We start from the raw sequence: 17,674 nt of genomic DNA on the forward strand, positions 1-17,674 counted from the left end.
GGAGGACAACGCAATGAAGGCTGCAAAGGATCATCTGATCGCTGCATTGGTGGGGATATGCGTCTTATCCGCTGCCGCCAATGCACAGGAGACGGTCAATTATCCGGACGGGCCCGTCGATTTTATCGTAGGTTTCTCGCCGGGCGGTGGCACGGATACCGTCGCCCGGATCACCGCCGAGGCGCTCGGCAAGCAATGGGGCAAGGCCACCGTCGTCGACAACCGTGCGGGCGCAGGCGGCGCAATTGCTGCGGAGCTGGTTGCGAAGGCCAGGCCGGACGGCAAAACCCTTCTTTTTGACTCGGCAAGCTTCACCCTGCGCCCGGCGCTGGAAACCGATCTGCCTTTCGATGTTACGAAAGACTTCGTTCCGGTCTCCCTCGTCAGCGCCGCTCCCTATGTGCTGGTCGTCAATCCCAACGTGAAGGCCAATTCCGTGGAGGAGCTGGTGAAACTGGCCAAGGAGCGGCCGGGCGAACTGACCTACGCATCTGCGGGTATCGGCAGCTCGCTTCATTTCGCGGCCGAGCTGTTCAAGAGCCTGGCCCAGGTCGACATCAGGCATATCCCTTACCAGGGAGCAGCCGGGATACCCGATCTGATTGCCGGGCGCGTCGATATGGCATTTGCGGGTTTACCCCAGGCGCTGCCGCAGATTCAGGCAGGCAAGCTGCGGGCGCTTGCGGTTACGACACTCGAACCGTCAGAACAATTGCCCGATGTTCCGACCATGCAGCAGGCCGGCGTCGAGGGCTATGAAATGCAGTCCTGGTATGGATTGTTCGCGCCCGCAGCGACGCCGCAGCCCATTTTCCACAAGATCGCCGAGGACGTGGTGGCGGCTGCGAAAGATCCCGAGGTGCAACGGAAACTCGCTTCGCAGGGACTGGAAGCGCGCGGCACATCGCCGGATGACTTTGCCGCCTACGTCACGACGGAGATCGAGAAGTGGAAGGGGATCGTCAAGCAGGCCGGGATCACCGCACAGTGATGATGACCCGGCGGAGCCTAAGCCGGCCGTGTCGCGGCTTCGGCTCCGCCGGGTGGTTCATCGTCCCGATCGCGACTGCATCGACAGAGCCGGGATCGGGGAAATTTCATCAGAAGCGACCGTTTGCGACGAGCGGGCCTTTTCCAGCGCGCGGCGAACCCTCGATGCGGTCCAGCGCGAGTCGAACATGCTGATGAAATCGTAGGTATAGCTGCGTACGTAAGACTCGCGGTTCAGCCCGATATAGATCGTGTTCGGCTTGAACAGATGCGAGACGTCGATCGCGTGAATATCCGTGTCCGTCTTTTCATCGTAAACGATATCGCCGACGATCGCGATGCCCAGACCGATCTTCACATAGGCCTTCATGACGTCCGAGTCGGTCGCGCTGACAATGATCCGGGGCTCCAGCCCAGCCTTGCGAAAGGTGTCGTGGATCTGGACGCGTCCGGTGAAGGCGTCGTCATAGGTGATCATGGGGAAGCGCGACAGACTCTCCAGCGTCGGCGCGCCGCCCTTCAGAAGCTCGTGGTCCGGTCCCGCCAGAATGATGCGGGTCAGATCGTAAGAGGGTAGCAAGAACAATGGGCCGATCGGGCCCAGAGGACGGGCTGCGATCGAAAGGTCCGCCGCGCCCGACATGATCCAGGAAGCGACCTCTGTCGGGTTCCCCTGTTTCAGGCTCAGCCTGACCTTGGGATAACGTTCCACGAAGGACAGCACCGTAGGCGGCAGCACATAGCGCGCCTGCGTATGCGTTGTAGCGATGATGAGGGTTCCCTCGTCGCGCGCACTGTATTCATCGCTTATGCTTCTTATAATTCCAGCATCGTTAATTATCTTTCTGGCTATCGGCAATATTTCTTCGCCCGCCTTGGTCAGGTTGAGCAGTCTTTTCCCGCTTCTGTTGAATATCCTGACGCCGAGCTCATCCTCGAACTGCTTCATATATCGGCTGACACCCGGCTGCGTCTTGTTAAGAGCGTCGGAGGCATTTGATATGTTCAGTCCGCTATCGACGATCTCGCACAGATATTGAAGATGCTGGAGCTTCATATGGCCCGCTTATGCCGTTTAGTTAGTAAGAAGGAAGACTATATTATTAGACGCTCTAAGGCAAGTGCTGCAAAATTCACCTTCTAACGCAGAAGCAATAGGCGCCGGCTGCAGGCACCTGCACAGAGATTTGCCGGTGGGGAAGCATCAAGGAGCGTTCATGGTGAAGGAAACCGCTATAAAGATTGCCGTCCTGCCGGGAGACGGCATCGGGCCGGAGATTATGGATTCCACGGTGGCCGTTCTGGAGGCGGCAGCATCTCACGCCGGCTTGCCCATTCAGTTGACGCACGGGCTTGTCGGCTGGAAAGCCTACGAGGCAACCGGCTCGACCCTTCCTCCGGAAACGCTCGAAATCGCCGCTTCCCATCAGGCCCTGCTCGTCGGGCCGACCTTCGCCGGCGAATATCCCAAGGACGATCCGGTTCGCGGCCACCCGAACGGGTTGCTGCGCCGTCGTTTCAACCTGTTCGCCAATGTGCGCCCGGTGGAGGCCTGGCCGCAGTTCGACCCGCTGGTGCAGGACCTGTCGATCACCGTCCTGCGCGAGAACACCGAGGGCTTCTATCCCGATCGAAATCTGGCATGGGGGTATGGTGAGTTCAAACCGACCGAGGACGTTTCACTGTCGCTGCGGGTGATCACCAAAGCAGCCTCCGACCGGTTCGCGCGGTTCTGCTTCGAATACACCCGCGCGGCGGGCGAGAAGCGCATCTCGATCATCCACAAGCGTACCGCGCTGCCGCAGACGGAAGGACTGTTCATCGGCGCCTTCGAGGAACTTCAGTCATCGTTCCCCGATATCGGTCTCGAGATCGTCCGCGTTGATACTTTTTCCTCTTCGTTCCCCCGCGATCCGGAGCGCTTCAAGATCGTCGCGACGACCAACCTGTTCGGGGACATCCTTTCGGATCAGGCGTCGGGCCTGGCCGGCGGCGTCGGCATGGCGCCATCCTTGAATGCCGGGCACGAGCATGCCATGGCGCAGGCGGTCCACGGTACCGCGCCCGACATCGCCGGCAAGGATATCGCCAATCCGTCGGCTTTGATCCTGTCGACCTCGCTGCTGTTGCGCTGGCTTTATCAGAAGACCGGCAACGAGAAGTGCCGCACCGTCAGCCGTCTCATCGACGATGGTGTGCGCAGAACGATCGAGGCAGGCATCATGCCGCCGGATCTTGGAGGCAAGGCCGGCACCAAGGCCTTCACCGAAGGCGTCATCCAGACGATGCAACGGGGAGAGACGGCTCAAGCCGTCTGAGCCCCATACCAAACGCGGCAAGGACAAAAAAATGCCGCCGCGATAACGATCCGGGGAGGATTACAAATTGAAAGTCGCCGCCACCGCTGTCACTGCTCTGTTGCTGTCCCTGATGGCAGCCGTTCCTGCCGGAGCGCAGGAATATCCTAGCCGGGACATCCACGCCATCGTGCCCTTTCCTCCGGGAGGGGGCACCGATACCATCAGCCGCCTGATGATGGCCAAACTCTCGGAGAAGCTCGGCGCGACGATCGTGGTCGACAATCGCCCGGGGGCCGGCGGCAGCGTTGGCACGGCGGTGGCGGCACAGGCGAAGCCTGACGGCTACACCATCGTCGTCGTCAGCGCGAGCCATGCGATCAATCCGTCCCTTTACAACGATCTGCCGTTCGACCCGGTAAAGAATTTCGCGCCCGTCACCCTTCTGGCGACGGGTCCCGGCGTGCTGGTCGTGCCTCCTTCCCTTGATGCGAACACCGTCGAGGAATTCATTGCCGCAGCCAAAGGGCGCGACTTCCGCTTTGCTTCGGCGGGAATAGGAACGCCGCCACATCTCGCAGGCGAGCTTTTCGCGTCGATGGCCGGGATCAAGCTGATCCACGTTCCCTACCAGGGGAACGGACCCGCCATGGTCGATCTGCTGGCGGGACGGGTGGAATCTTCATTCCCCACCATACCCTCCGCCTTGCAGCACATCGAAAGGGGCGCGTTGAAGGCTCTGGCCGTCACGGGAGCTGAACGGTCGAGCTTCCTCCCGGATGTGCCGACAGTCGCGGAGGCGGGCGTGCCGGGCTACGAGGCGACGTCCTGGTACGGTCTGCTCGCGCCCGCGGGCACTCCTCCGGAAATTGTCGCGAAACTCCACGCGAGCATGGAGGAAGCACTCAAGGACGAGGATCTTCTGAAGCAACTTTCAACCAATGGGCTCGAGCCGTCGGGAATATCGCCCGAGGCCTTCGCGCAGCTCATTACGAGCGAGAAGCAGAAGTGGGCAAAGGTGGTCCACGATGCAGGGATCGAGGCGCAATAGCTCTCGCTCTCGACGCGCCATTCGCAGACGCACCATTCGCAAGTGTGTGAGAAGGATATTCGATGGCCATCGCCGATTCAGAACCGACAGCCCCTACCATAGCCGGTCCGATTGCGGAAACCCGGAAGCCCGACATTCAGCTCCCGGCGGGAAGTTGCGACTGCCACGCCCATATATTCGGGCCGCAAAGCAAATATCCCTATAGTCCCAAGCGCCGGTATACGCCTCACGACGCGAGCCTGGACACCTACATCGCAATGCTGAAGACGCTCGGCATCGACCGCGGTGTCCTTGTCCAGCCCAGTGTCTACATGCGCGACAACACCGCCCTGCTCGATGCCCTGGCGTCGCAGAAATTTCCCCTGCGTGGTGTCGTCGTCGTTGCGCCCGAGGAAGTGTCCGATTCCGACATCAAGCGGATGGACGAGCTTGGCGTCCGCGGCATCAGACTCAATCTGCGCCACGACAACGGGGCCGGGGCAGGGGTTGCCTACGACCTGGCTCGGCGCATAGCGCCTTTCGGGTGGCATCTGCAGTTCCGCATGAGTCCGGAGCAGTTCGTTGAGCAACAGGACATGCTGGCCAGCCTGCCCGTGCCGGTAGTCGTCGATCATATCGGTCAGGTGCCGGTTGAGGAAGGCGTCAACGGAGCGGCGTTTTCCGCCATGCTCCGGCTGGTGGAGCAGGGACGTTGCTGGGTCAAACTTTCCGCGCCCATGCGGATGTCGCGGCAGGAATTTCCGTATGCCGATGTGGTATCGTATGTCCACAAACTGGTGAGCACCCGGCCCGATCGCCTGCTCTGGGCGACGGATTGGCCGCACACGACGATCACAACCGCGATGCCGAACGATGGCGATCTGGTCGATCTGCTTTCAACGTGGTTTCCAGACGAAACCGCAATGAGGCAAATCCTGGTCGAGAACCCTGCGGAGGTTTACGGCTTCTGATCCAAGCCGCAAGGGACACCGGTAGATAAAAAAGCCGGGTTACAAAAAGGGAGGGGTTATTATGACGCGGATAGCGAGGGCGCTGCTTGCAGCGTTCAGCCTTGCATTGATTACCCAACCATATCCGGCGAAAGCGGACACGGAGTTTCCCACGCAGCCCATACATTTCGTGGTGCCGTTTCCGCCCGGAGGCGGAGCCGACACCTTGGCACGCGTCGTCGGCGACGCGGCGGGGAAGAAGTTCGGCCAGGAGATCATCATCGACAACCGGCCCGGCGCCGGCGGCAACCTTGCGGCAATGATCGTCAAGCAGGCCGCACCGGACGGCTATACCCTGTTGCAGGGCAACGTCGCCCACACGATCGGAATGAGCCTTTACGACAATCCCGAATATGACGTCGAGAAGGATTTCGTACCGGTCATTCGACTGGGGTCGTCCGCTTTCATGCTGGCCGTCGGTCCGAACGTGCCGGCGAACAACCTGCAGGAATTCATCGACCGGGCCCGGTCGAATCCGGGCGGACTGACTTACGGATCGTCCGGCAGCGGAGGTCCAAGCCATCTGGCTATGGAGATGCTCAAATCCGCCGCAGGGGTCGACATCCGGCACATTCCCTACAAGGGCGCCTCGCCGGTTCTCACTGATCTGCTGGGCGGACGGATCGATGCGGCATTCCTGACGCTGCCCGCTGCCATTCCGCAGATCGAGGCAGGCAAGATCAAGGGACTGGGGGTCTCCGCCGCGGTGCGCAGCGAGCTTGCCCCGGATTTTCCGACAATCGCGGAAAGCGGCTATCCGGAATATGAAGCTGTCACCTGGTTTGGAGTCATGGCGCCGACGGGCACGTCACCGGAAATCGTGGCCAAGCTCCACGATACGTTCCAGAGCATCATCAGCGACCCCGCGATGCGGAAAAACCTCCTCAACCGCGGCTTCGATATCGTCGACAATTCAACAGAGGAATTTACCGCGTTCGTAGCGTCGGAAACCAAAAAATGGGCTAAAATCGTGGAGGAATCCCATGCAAAAGCTGATTGATCGCCGCTCGTTCTGCCAATCTGCGGCGATGGCGGTGCTAGGCGCGGCCGGCACGTCCGCCGGACAGGCATGGGCCGCCGGCTATCCCAGTCAGGCCATCCGCATCGTGGTTCCGTTTTCTCCCAGCGGCGGCGGCGACATCATCGTCCGCCTTGTCGCGGAGCGGCTTCAACAGCGCCTTGGCAAGCCCGTCATCGTCGCGAACAGCGACGGGGCCGGCGGAACCGTGGGCTCTGCCGTCGTCGCCGCAGCCCCCGCTGACGGCTACACGCTGCTGATGGCGAATGTCGCGCCGATGGCGATCAGCGTGACCATCGATCCGCAATTGCCTTATGATCCGCGCACCGATTTTGCACCGGTGTCGCTACTCGCCACTTTTCCGAACGTGTTGGTGGCACAGCCCCGCCTTGGCGTGGACACGGTCGAGGAACTGGTCGCAAAAGCCAAGGCGGCACCGGGCAGTCTCACCTACGCGTCGGCGGGCAACGGCAGCACGACACATCTTTCAGGCGAATTCCTGAGGCTCGAAGCCGGTATCGACATCACGCACATTCCGTATCGGGGCGGGGGGCCGGCGCTGACGGCAGTGCTCGGCGGCGAGGTGTCGATGTATTTCAGCAGCCTTCCGGCTGCGAAGCCCCATATCGAGCAAGGCACCCTGAAGGCTCTGGGTGTGACGAGCATCGAGCGTTCGCCGGCCGCTCCCGAGGTGCCTGCTTTGGCCGAAACGTTCAAGGGGTTCGAGGCCGTCACCTGGATCGGCATCGTCGCGCCGGCGGACACGCCCGAACCGGTCGTCGACCGCTTGAACCGCGACATCGCCGACATCATGAAGGACGAGGCGGTAGCGGCTCGCGTGCGCGAGCTGGGGGCCGAGCCGGTGACCAGTACACCTGCAGAGTTCAAGAATTACATCGCGTCCGAGATCGACAAATGGGCGGAGATCGTGAAGGCCGCCAAGCTGGAAGTAGGGCAGTGACCCGGGTTTCTGGCATGAAAGGTCAACGTCGGGAGCAACCGCAGGACTCGACCACCGAGCCCCTCGATCTCGTGATCGGCTTCTCTGCGGGAAGCGCCTCGGATGACCTGGCCAACCTGATCGCGCCTGCTTTGGGTCGTCAGTTGCAGCGCCCGGTGACGATCAAGCGGATACAGGGAGAGGATGGCGGCCGCGCGGCCCGTGCCGTTGCGGCAGGTTCCGACGGCAATACGCTCTTGATGGTCACGCTCGGGACGCATGCGTTGAGACCGCATTTCGAGCCGCATCCAGGCTATGATCCCCTTGCCCAGTTCACGCCGATAAGTCTGCTGGTCCGCGGCCCCATGATCCTGGCGACCGGCGCGTCCTCCCCGTATCGCTCGCTGGATGATGTCCTCTCGGCATGCAGGGAAAACCCCGGGCGCTGCACGTTCGCCGCCTCGGCTGCAGTCGGAGCGCCATTCCTCGCCACGGAGCTGTTCCGGCGGGCCGCGGATATATCCATCAACAATGTCGTCTACGACCGGACCACGGATCTGTATGCCGACCTGGAAGCCGGACGCGTCGACTTCAGCTTCAACAATCTCATGTCTATGCAACCACGGATCAGGAGGGGCGAGCTGTGCCCCCTGGCGCTCACATCGCCCGGGCGATTTGCCCTGCTGCCGGACGTCATGTCGTTGAGCGAGGCTGGGATGCAGGAATGCGTTGTCTTCAACTGGCTCGGTCTCATGGCTTCCCGCAATCTTTCTGCCGGGCAGGCGGACGGGATGAGCGCTGCGGTACGCCAAGCATTGGCATCCGCAGAAATAGCAGCAGCGCTCGACGATGCCGGTCTCGAAGCCGCGCCGTGCCGCCCGGCCGACTTTCGCAAATTCATCCAGGACGAGATCGAGCGCTGGGCTTTCATCGCAGATGCCGTGGCACGCGGCGTATCGTCCCCATCGGATCTGTCTTCAAGTCGGGAGGTACGATGATGCATCTGACAAAAGACTTTCTATCGGGGTTCCTGTTCATCATCCTCGGCAGCGGCGCCGTGTTCATTGCAAGTTCCTACCGCTTGGGGACGCTTGCGGCGATGGGGCCTGGCTACTTCCCCATCATGCTCGGGGTCGCCATAACCGCTCTCGGAGCCCTTATCGCCATTCGCGCGGTCATAATGCCCGACACTTCCGAACCGCTTGAGAGGCTGTATATCCGGCCTTTGCTGATGGTGCTCGCGGCCGTGATCGCATTCGGGCTGTTCATTCAGTCCTACGGCCTGGTGGCGAGTGTCGTTGCTCTGATCCTGATCAGCCGCGCCGCGCGGACCGAAGGGACCTGGCTTGAGCTGGTCGTCATGGTGGTTGTGCTGACGGCAATTCCTGTCGGAATCTTCGTCTATGGGCTCGGCCTCCCATTGAAACTGTGGTTCTTCTGATGGACATCTTCTCCAATCTGGCACTGGGTTTTGCCGTCGCGTTCTCGCCCGCGAACCTGCTCTACTGTCTTATCGGGGTGCTGCTCGGTACCTTCATCGGCGTTCTGCCGGGCGTGGGGCCCCTGGTCACGATCGCCGTACTGCTGCCCCTCACATTCGGCTTGCCGCCCGACGGTGCGCTGATCATGTTGGCGGGCATTTACTACGGTGCGGCCTACGGCGGATCGACCACCGCTATCCTGCTGAACCTGCCGGGTGAATCCTCGTCGGTGATGACCTGCATCGACGGCTATCAGATGGCGCGCAAAGGCCGCGCCGGCGCAGCGCTCGCGATCGCCGCGATCGGGTCTTTCGTTGCGGGCTGCTTCGGAACGGCACTGATCGCTTTTGCGGGGCCGCCGCTGACGGCAATCGCGCTCGATTTCGGTGCAGCAGACTATTTCTCGCTGATGCTGATGGCGGTCGTGTTCACGGCTGTCCTCACGCAAGGCTCGCTGTCCAAGAGCGTGGCGACGGCCCTTCTCGGTATCCTTGTCGGGTTGGCCGGCTCGGACGTGAATTCCGGCGTCCGCCGCTTTACCTTCGGTGCCTACGAGCTTGTCGAAGGCATAGACTTTGCCATCGTCGCGATGGGGCTGTTTGCGATCACGGAAGTGGTCAAGAATCTCGAGCTAAGCGCGGTACAGGAGGTCGGCACGGCCAAAATTACAAGTCTGATGCCGAACCGCCGCGAAATGCGCGAGGCGAGCCTTCCGATCTTGCGCGGCACTCTCGTCGGAACGTTTTTCGGCATTCTGCCCGGTGCCGGCCAGACGGTCAGTTCCTTCGCCGCCTATATGGTGGAGAAGAAGGTAGCCCGGGACCCCTCGATTTTCGGCAAAGGCGCGGTAGCGGGTCTCGCTTCGCCCGAAGCGGCGAACAACGCCGCCGCTCAGACGTCCTTCATCCCGACGCTGTCGCTGGGAATTCCCGGCAGCGCGACCATGGCCCTGATGCTCGGCGCCCTGATGATACAGGGCATTTCTCCGGGGCCGCAGATCATGACCCAGCACCCAGCCCTGTTCTGGGGGCTGATCGCCAGCATGTGGATCGGCAACCTTATGCTCGTCGTCCTCAACCTGCCGCTGGTCGGTCTGTGGGTGAGCATGCTGCGACTGCCCTATCGTTGGCTCTTCCCGGCAATTCTGGTGTTCTGCTGCATCGGCGTCTACTCGATCAACTACAGCACACTCGACATCTATCTCATCGCCCTGTTCGGGATTGGCGGATACATCTTCCTCAAACTGAACTGCGAGGTGACTCCGTTCATTCTGGGTTTCGTTCTGGGGCCCATGATCGAAGAGAACTTCCGCCGCGCCCTTCTCCTTTCAAAAGGCGACCTGACGACATTCATTACATCACCGATCAGCGCCGGCATGCTGCTGCTCACGCTCACCGTCATCGTGGCGATGATCTTCCCAGCGCTCAGAAAGAAGAAGGATCAGGCGGTTCTCGAAGGCGAGGCCGGCTGAGCAGGCTGCCGTGGCTGTCGAGAGGTTCTGGCCGGTAGAGAACCGCGTGCGTCTCGCGCGAAGGAGGTAACATGTCCGATCTTTCCATAGGCGTCATCGATCCGTTTCATCCCCGATCAGTCGAGACTCTCGCTGCGGCATTGCCGCCGCATTGGCGTCTCGTCGTCGCCGAGGAACGAAGCGAGGCGGAACGGTTGCGCGTCATGCGGGACGCCGACGCGGTGTTCGTGGTGGCGACCCCCATGCCCGCCTCGCTGATCGACGGGGCGCCCCGGCTTCGTCTGATTCAGAAGCTGGGGGCCGGGGTGGACCGGATCGATGTCGATCACTGCCGGCAGAAGGGGATCGCGGTGGCCCGGCTGCAAGCAGGCAATTCCATACCGGTTGCCGAGCATACCCTGCTCTTGATGCTCGCGGCGTGTCGGCGCCTTCCGTTTCTCGACCGCGAGACACGGGCTGGCGGCTGGGACAAGGAAGCGGCAAGAGGGTGCAGCCGCCAGATCCATGGTATGACGATCGGAATCGTCGGCTTCGGCGCGATAGGGCAAGCGGTCGCCCGCCTCCTGAAAGGTTTCGAGGCTGAGCTGCTTTACTACGATCCGCGCCGTGTGGCTTCGAGCGTCGAGCGCGAACTCGGTGTCGGCTACGCCACCTTGGACGACCTCGTCTCGAAGGCAGATATCGTTTCGCTCCATCTACCGCTGATGAAGGAAACGGCGGGCCTGTTCGACGCGAAACGCCTTGCCGCGATGAAGCGGGGCGCGATCCTGATCAATTGCGCACGGGGCGGCCTTGTCGACGAGGCGGCGCTCTATCGGGCGCTTGTAGACGAACATCTCTACGCGGCGGGCATCGACGCATTCGCCGACGAGCCGCCGGTCGACAGCCCGCTTCTCAAGCTCGATCAAACGGTCGTGACGCCCCATACGGCCGGCGGAACGATCGATAATTTCGGCTCCATCGTCGAGCGGGCCGTGCGCAACACCCAGCAGTTTTTCGCCGGCAACGGCCTGCCCGAGCAAGATGTCGTCGTGCTCCCGACGGCGACGGGCTTGAGGTCGTGATGAACTGCCAAGAGGATCGAGGATACGATATGACGGCTCTGCCCTTCCTGATCGGAAACGAATGGCGCACCGGCAAAGGCACGCCCTTTCCGTCCATCAACCCGTTTGACGGCAGCGAAACCGTTCTCATTGCCGGCGCAGCTTCCTCGGACGTGGACGATGCCGTGGCCGCAGCGCGCAGGGCGCTGGCCAATCCGGACTGGCGCATGCTCAAGCATCATGAACGCGCCCGGTTCCTCTATCGCTTCGCAGATCTCGTCGATGAGAAGCTGGAGCACCTGGCGCAGGTCCAGATGGAGGACAACGGTAAAACTCTTTCGGAATGCCGCGCACGGGCCAGAAGCGCGGCGGCCACGTTCCGCTATTACGGCGCCGTGTGCGAGACCTTCGAGAGCGAGGTCACGACGCAACGCGGCCCCAGCATGACTATGACGGTCTACGAGCCGGTCGGAGTGGTGGGCGCCATCACGCCGTGGAATTCACCCCTGACGCTGGAAGCGCAAAAACTCGCACCCATCCTCGCAGCGGGGAATACGGTCGTGCTGAAGCCGTCGGAGGTCACCTCGCGGATTGCCCTGGAATACGCCCGCATCGCCATGGACGCCAGGCTGCCCGCCGGCGTCCTGAACGTCGTCACCGGTGCCGCGGATGTGGGACGGGCGCTCGTCGAGCATCCCGATGTCGACATGATCAGTTTCACGGGCGGCACGTCGTCCGGCAGGGCGATAGCCGAGGCCTGCGCGCGCCGCCTGCGGCCGGTTGTGCTCGAACTCGGCGGGAAATCGCCGCATATCGTCTTTTCCGATGCCGATCTGGATCGCGCCGGAAAGCTGGTGGCAGACGGAATCTTTTCCGGAGGGGGGCAGTCCTGCATCGCGGGGTCGAGGGTGTTCGTCGAACGGACCGTCTGTGAGCCGTTCCTGCAGGCCTTGATCAAGCTCGCCCAGGGTTACGCGCTCGGTGCGCCCAACGCGCCCGACACGAAGATGGGTCCGATGGTCAGCTTCCAGCACCGCGACCACGTCGCGCGCGCGGTGGAATCGGCCCGTCAGGAAGGGGCCCAGGTGCTCGCAGGCGGGTTCGAACCCGATGGCGATACCTTGAAGCAGGGCGCCTTCTATCCCGCAACGATAATCGCCGGCGTCAGCAACCGCTCCAGGGTCGCGCAGCAGGAGATATTCGGACCCGTGGCGGTGGTGATTCCGTTCGAGGACGAAGATGACCTCGTCAACCAGGCCAACGAAACGGACTTCGGCCTCGCCGCAGGGATATGGACACGGGATTTTGCCAGGGCGTGGAGAGTGGCCCGGGCGGTTCAAGCCGGCACCGTCTGGATCAACACCTATAAGGAAACCGCGATATCCACGCCGTTCGGAGGCTTTAAACAGAGCGGACTCGGTCGCGAGAAAGGCCGGGATGGCATCAAGACTTACATGCAACCAAAGGGCCTCTACTGGCATGTAGGCTGATCCCGGCGGTCGGACCAACTTGCATCCGGCAAGACAGAGATGCAGCAATTGTAGGAGAATTCTGTAATGGCGACGACTGTGGAAGTAATGGCCGATGCGTTCAAGGAGGCGGGAACGCCGTTCCTTGTCGGTCATCCGGGCGGTGAATCCGTTGAACTCATCGAAGCGGCTCGCCAACGCGACATGCGGTTTATCCTGATGAAACAGGAGACTGCGGGAGCCATGCTGGCGGCAACGTGGGGAGAGATAACCGGCGCGCCCGGCGTCTGTCTTTCGACGCGAGGGCCCGGCGCGGCCAATATGGTCAATGGCGCCGCCCATGCCTTTCTCGATCGTGCACCGCTGATCCTGCTGACCGATCGCTACTCGCAGCCCGCACATGAGGTCGGACTGCGTCAGCGCATCGATCAGCTGGGTGTTTACGGGCCGCTGGTGAAATGGGGAACTACGGTTGACGCCCGCACCATCCGCCAGCAGCTGAGGCGCGCCATGCGGACTGCGACCGCGCCGGCGCCGGGGCCCGTGCAATTCGATATTCCGCAAAGCGAGACCACGAAGGAGGCGGCCGAGCTGGTTGCCGAGCCGTCGTTGATGCCGAATCTGCTGTATCCCGATGCCGATGCGGCGGCGCTGAAGCCGGTTCTCGATCTTCTCGGCAAGGCACGCCGGCCAGTCATCCTGGCAGGACTTGGCGTGTTCTGGGATCGGGCGTCCAGTGAATTGGTGCAGCTCGCGGAGAAGTTGGGTGCGCCCGTCTTGGTCACGTCGAAGTGCAAGGGGGCCATTCCCGAAGACCATCCCTTGCGGGCCGGTTGCATCATCGGCGGGCTGATCGAACGCAAGCTGGTGATGGAGTCGGACCTCATCATCGCTGTCGGCCTGGATGCGGTGGAACTCCAGCCGAAAGCCTGGCCCTACAACATTCCCGTGGTCGCCTTGTCGGCCATGCCGTCACTCGATTCTCTCGTTCCGTCGCAAATCGAGGTGGTCGGCGATCTGAAGTGCTTGCTCGGCAGGGTTGCAGAACTGTGCAAAGAGGGCGGCAACTGGGGTGAAACGGCGGCCGCCACCTTCCGCGCCGACGTCGTCGACGCGCTGAACACCCCGAGCCGCGGTTTGTCGCCGCAACGGGCTATGGAAGTAGCCCGCGCGGTGCTGCCGCGTGATACGGTCGCCACCTGCGACGCCGGTGCGAGCCGGCTGCTGGTTGTCCAGAAATGGCAATCGTTCGGACCGCGGGAATTTCTCACCTCGAATGGCCTGGGCTCCATGGGCTATGCGGTGCCGGGAGCTCTCGGCGCGCGCCTCGCGTATCCGGAACGCCCGGTGGTCGCTTTCGCGGGCGACGGCGGTTTTCTGATGGCGGTGGCGGAGATCCAGACGTCCGTCCGCGAAAAACTGCCGATCATCGTGGTTGTCTTGGATGACCAGGAAATAGGCCTGATCCGGGTGAAGCAGGAGATCAAGGGAATTCCCCGCACCGGTGTGGGAATTGGGGGCTGCGACTGGGAAAAGCTGGCTCAGGGCTTCGGGGCCGACGGCGTGACCGTTGACAGCGAACAGGGCCTTCAGAGCGCCTTGCAAGCCGCGCTCAAGTCCGGCAGGACCTCCATCATCGGCGTCAAGATCGACGGCTCCGGTTATGTCGATCAGTTCAACGCATTGCGCGAGCTATAGGTCGGCCTCCGGTAAAAGCGCCAATAAACGCGCCAAGCGGTTTTTGCCGGGGCGCTCCCTGCGCGGGAGCGTGGGTGGAAACCGCTTGCGCAAGGGCACCTCGAATCGGCGAGACCGCTTTCAGCGGTGTCCGCGCCGGTGTCCAACAAAGCACGGCGGTTACTTCTCGATGGCCAGTTCGCTGAAATTCTTGATGCTGACTGACGTATCGGGATCTCGCTGCGCAGGTCGTCAGAGGAGCGATGACCGCTGATATCAATCTCTCGGTCCTCTTCCCGCTCTACTTGAACAGCTTCTCTATATCCGCCGTCGGCCGAAACAGCGTCATCGGCTGGTCCGGGAGCGGCAGGAAGCTCTCCAAGGTTGATAAATAGCTGATTTTTCTGGGAAATTTGGCGCGCCCAACCGGGCGAAGATGACAGCTACGTTTACGCTATAGCCCTATAAAATAACTCGTTTATCCCCTTGACGCAGGTATAGCGTCATAGGGTGATGCTCTCCGCCATAGCTCTAGCAATCGACCTGCGTCCTGCGCCTCCCAGGCCGCCGCAAGTGAATCGCTTAGCGCGGCATCAAACTCAAAGAAGCTGTTCCGGGGAAAGCCAACCCCCTCGGCAAGCTCCCGACGGACGGAATCGTTACACTCCGCGTTCGCCACGATTACGGCTTCATCTACCTCGCGGACAACCATACGAACATAGGGGGTGGCCTCAAAAATCCCTTGCAATAACAATCATTTGCTTTCCCATCATCACAACATACGGCGTCAAGTTAAGCGGCCGACTCTTTGTGCCAGAAGACGAGTGATTGGTTTTTTGCCGTTTGTGCCATCTTTTTTTCTTGCGCTAGATACGGCACACGAAGTATGCCATTTGGCACAAACAGATTGGATGAGCTCATGGCCGAGGAAATCGAACAGGTAGGGGATATCGCTAGTGCGTCCATCCCGCCCTACATTCCGTTTCAGACGCTTCTCACGTTCTTGAAGCAGATGAAGACCGATGGCCTGCCGCCGCAGATCGACAAGTCGGTTCTCACCAAGTTTTCCGGAGGGACGCAGAACCAGCTCAAGGTAGCGTTGAAGGCGCTTGGGTTGATGGATGACAACAAGCCCACCGATGATATGGCGACGCTAGTTGATGCGTTTGAAACGTCCGAGTTCGAGCCCACGTTGAGGCGGTTGCTTGAGCGCACCTATCCCTACGTGTTCAAGATCGATCTGATGACCGCGACGCCCACGATGTTCGCCGATGCGTTCAAGGTCACGGGGGCGAGGGAGGACGTTTCGCGCAAGTGCCGCACCTTCTTCCTGCACGCGGCCAAGCAAGCCGGTGTGCCGCTCGGCAATAGGCTTCTGACCGGCTCCGTCCCGCGCAACTCCGGGAACGGGACGCGGAAGAGGCGTAAGGCTCAAACCGAGGTCAGCAACGTGACCCCTGCGCCTGCGGCGGTCGCGCAACAGACCATCACCGAGAAAGCGTTGGAATACCGCCTCGTCGATCTCATGTCCGAAGCCGCCAGCGATCCGGAGACGCTGGCCGCAATCATCAAGGTGATCACGTTCCTGAAAACGCGTGAGGCCAAACAGGACATGGGAGCCAATCATTCGTGATCGGCCCCCGCTCGATCTCCCCGCGACGGCGCGCCGCTTCCTACGGCCCACGCGCTGCCGCCAACCCGGAGGAAAGGAGGTGCGCCAGTGGTCCATGGCCCGGACATTATAGGGTAAGCACCCAGGCGCTTACCCATCCTGCCCCCTTCCACAAGGGGTAAGAGCAACGGCGCGCTTCCGGTCCATACGGCGGTGCGCCGTTGTGCTCGTTTATAGCAGTTCTAGCTGAATTCGTCTATACTACGTTTATGACATGCTTGACCCTAGCCTTGGCCTCTGACCGCTTGGCCGATCTCGCCACCCAGGCCGACGCCGAGGGGCGTCGGCCCCGCTGATCGCGCTCAGTTCGACGCTCTGTTGGGGGCGTCACGGCGTCCTAACCAGAAGATCGAACATCCCGTTCACCCGCTCGCGGTGGTTCGCCCGGAAAGTGAACTCGCTCAGATAGCGATTCACATGCTTGGAGCTGACTTGAACGTGCGTGGAGCGTATTGACGCCTTGAACAGCTGCCAGAAACCCTCGACCGTGTTGACGTGGAACGTCTCGCCCGAACGGTAGTCGTAATAGGCGTATTCCTTCGCCCAGTGCTTCACGGCCCCATGCTTGAAGCCGTCGCCGGTCAGTAGGCTGTAGCTGTATAGTTCATCGCTCGAGACAACCGAGCCCGGCTCCACATTGTCCAGGACGAAGCTGAGCAGAGTGTCCTTCTACGCTGCAAGAATCATGAGGTTCAGCCCGACCGACTCATCTCGCCTGCCAGGTGGAGAAGGCTTCGGAGCGCGGGGCTGCGGTTGTGCGGAGACCAGATTGCTGTGAACGGCAGCGGTTTCGGCTCATCTAGGATCGGCAGGAAGGTCACGCCGGGCGCGTGCATCGGCGATGTCGCCTCGCCGACGATGGTGACGCCGTAGCCCTGCGCGACCATCGACAGCAGCGTGCCGCGTTCGACATCAAAGCGCAGGATCGACAGGTTCGCGCTTCTGCCCACGAGGCGCTTGATGATGTGATCATGCACCTGGGGTCCGGTGCCGCCGTGCCGGACGATGAAGGTCTCGCCTGCAAGCTCGGCCCAGGTGACGCCTGCTCCCTCGGCGAGCGGGTGACGTAACGGCAGCGCAGCCAGCAGCCGTTCGCTCCATATCCGCCGGGAATGGCAGTCGGGAAACTCAGGCGAGCCTGCCACGAACGTCACGTCGAGCCGGTCAGCGCGAAGCTGCATGACGCTATCGCGGGCCGCGCCTTCGGCAATCTCGACCTCGATGCCTGGATGCTGTTCGCGGTATCGCTCAAGCAGATTGGCGAGGAAGCTGCCGGGGATCAGCGCATGGATGCCGATGCACAAGCTGCCCTGTTCGCCGCGCGCCACCATGCCGGCGGTCCTGACGGCGTGGTCGCGATGGTCGATGCCGGTCGTCACCCGCTCGACGAAATGCCGGCCGGCTTCCGTCAGCCGCACGCCGCGCGCGTGGCGCTCGAACAGGAGGATGCCAAGGTCTTCCTCCAGCGCCTTCACGCGCGCGCTGACGCTGGATTGTGCTACGCCGAGAGCATTCGCCGCGTGGCGGAAGTTCAGATATTCGGCCACGGCGAGCGTCTGGATCAGCGATGTCATGG

15 protein-coding genes and 1 pseudogene are annotated in these 17,674 nt (G+C 61.8%); 13 read left to right on the plus strand and 3 right to left on the minus strand.

Annotation, left to right across the window (positions count from 1 at the left end):
* The first annotated feature begins 13 nt into the window (after window positions 1–13).
* Complete coding sequence (locus ACUSIJ_RS12220) at window positions 14–991, plus strand: Bug family tripartite tricarboxylate transporter substrate binding protein (protein ID WP_449308667.1); 978 nt, start codon at window positions 14–16, stop codon at window positions 989–991.
* A 57-nt stretch (window positions 992–1,048) separates the two neighbouring features.
* Here the strand turns inward: ACUSIJ_RS12220 and ACUSIJ_RS12225 are convergent, their stop codons facing one another.
* Window positions 1,049–2,047, minus strand: a complete 999-nt coding sequence (locus ACUSIJ_RS12225; RefSeq protein ID WP_449308668.1) for a LysR substrate-binding domain-containing protein — start codon at window positions 2,045–2,047, stop codon at window positions 1,049–1,051.
* A gap of 160 nt (window positions 2,048–2,207) precedes the next feature.
* Between ACUSIJ_RS12225 and ACUSIJ_RS12230 the strand changes: the two genes are divergently transcribed.
* The 12 genes from ACUSIJ_RS12230 to ACUSIJ_RS12285 all read left to right on the plus strand — a co-directional run bounded on the left by ACUSIJ_RS12230 (window position 2,208) and on the right by ACUSIJ_RS12285 (window position 16,059).
* Window positions 2,208–3,308 carry an isocitrate/isopropylmalate dehydrogenase family protein gene (locus ACUSIJ_RS12230; RefSeq protein ID WP_449308669.1) on the plus strand — a complete coding sequence of 367 codons (1,101 nt, stop codon included), beginning with the start codon at window positions 2,208–2,210 and terminating at the stop codon, window positions 3,306–3,308.
* Window positions 3,309–3,375: 67 nt separating this feature from the next.
* The gene (locus ACUSIJ_RS12235) at window positions 3,376–4,338 is read left to right on the plus strand and encodes a Bug family tripartite tricarboxylate transporter substrate binding protein (protein WP_449308670.1); all 963 of its coding nucleotides are present in this window, start codon (window positions 3,376–3,378) and stop codon (window positions 4,336–4,338) included.
* Between the two features lie 62 nt (window positions 4,339–4,400).
* The gene (locus ACUSIJ_RS12240; protein WP_449308671.1) at window positions 4,401–5,288 is read left to right on the plus strand and encodes an amidohydrolase family protein; all 888 of its coding nucleotides are present in this window, start codon (window positions 4,401–4,403) and stop codon (window positions 5,286–5,288) included.
* A 205-nt stretch (window positions 5,289–5,493) separates the two neighbouring features.
* Complete coding sequence (locus ACUSIJ_RS12245) at window positions 5,494–6,327, plus strand: Bug family tripartite tricarboxylate transporter substrate binding protein (protein ID WP_449308672.1); 834 nt, start codon at window positions 5,494–5,496, stop codon at window positions 6,325–6,327.
* Complete coding sequence (locus ACUSIJ_RS12250; RefSeq protein ID WP_449308673.1) at window positions 6,311–7,306, plus strand: Bug family tripartite tricarboxylate transporter substrate binding protein; 996 nt, start codon at window positions 6,311–6,313, stop codon at window positions 7,304–7,306. Before ACUSIJ_RS12245 ends, ACUSIJ_RS12250 begins: the two co-directional genes overlap by 17 nt.
* On the plus strand, window positions 7,303–8,283 hold the full coding sequence (locus ACUSIJ_RS12255; protein ID WP_449308674.1) for a Bug family tripartite tricarboxylate transporter substrate binding protein: 981 nt from the start codon (window positions 7,303–7,305) through the stop codon (window positions 8,281–8,283). The genes ACUSIJ_RS12250 and ACUSIJ_RS12255 overlap by 4 nt, the downstream gene beginning before the upstream one ends.
* Complete coding sequence (locus ACUSIJ_RS12260) at window positions 8,280–8,726, plus strand: tripartite tricarboxylate transporter TctB family protein (protein WP_449308675.1); 447 nt, start codon at window positions 8,280–8,282, stop codon at window positions 8,724–8,726. The genes ACUSIJ_RS12255 and ACUSIJ_RS12260 overlap by 4 nt, the downstream gene beginning before the upstream one ends.
* Window positions 8,726–10,237, plus strand: coding sequence for a tripartite tricarboxylate transporter permease (locus ACUSIJ_RS12265; RefSeq protein ID WP_449308676.1), 1,512 nt, complete (start codon window positions 8,726–8,728; stop codon window positions 10,235–10,237). The genes ACUSIJ_RS12260 and ACUSIJ_RS12265 overlap by 1 nt, the downstream gene beginning before the upstream one ends.
* Window positions 10,238–10,308: 71 nt before the next feature.
* Complete coding sequence (locus tag ACUSIJ_RS12270) at window positions 10,309–11,301, plus strand: 2-hydroxyacid dehydrogenase (RefSeq protein WP_449308677.1); 993 nt, start codon at window positions 10,309–10,311, stop codon at window positions 11,299–11,301.
* A gap of 29 nt (window positions 11,302–11,330) precedes the next feature.
* A complete protein-coding gene (locus ACUSIJ_RS12275) occupies window positions 11,331–12,770 on the plus strand; it encodes an aldehyde dehydrogenase family protein (RefSeq protein ID WP_449308678.1) in 1,440 nt (479 codons plus the stop codon).
* A gap of 66 nt (window positions 12,771–12,836) precedes the next feature.
* Window positions 12,837–14,447 carry a thiamine pyrophosphate-binding protein gene (locus ACUSIJ_RS12280; protein ID WP_449308679.1) on the plus strand — a complete coding sequence of 537 codons (1,611 nt, stop codon included), beginning with the start codon at window positions 12,837–12,839 and terminating at the stop codon, window positions 14,445–14,447.
* An 898-nt stretch (window positions 14,448–15,345) separates the two neighbouring features.
* Window positions 15,346–16,059 carry a hypothetical protein gene (locus ACUSIJ_RS12285; RefSeq protein WP_449308680.1) on the plus strand — a complete coding sequence of 238 codons (714 nt, stop codon included), beginning with the start codon at window positions 15,346–15,348 and terminating at the stop codon, window positions 16,057–16,059.
* Window positions 16,060–16,425: 366 nt separating this feature from the next.
* Here ACUSIJ_RS12285 and ACUSIJ_RS12290 read toward each other — a convergent pair.
* Both ACUSIJ_RS12290 and ACUSIJ_RS12295 read right to left on the minus strand, forming a co-directional pair.
* Window positions 16,426–16,761: pseudogene (locus tag ACUSIJ_RS12290) on the minus strand (transposase); the annotation flags it as partial.
* 29 nt (window positions 16,762–16,790) lie between these two features.
* The gene (locus ACUSIJ_RS12295; protein WP_449308681.1) at window positions 16,791–17,672 is read right to left on the minus strand and encodes a LysR substrate-binding domain-containing protein; all 882 of its coding nucleotides are present in this window, start codon (window positions 17,670–17,672) and stop codon (window positions 16,791–16,793) included.
* Window positions 17,673–17,674: the final 2 nt, after the last annotated feature.

This window comes from Pseudochelatococcus sp. B33, assembly GCF_053570585.1.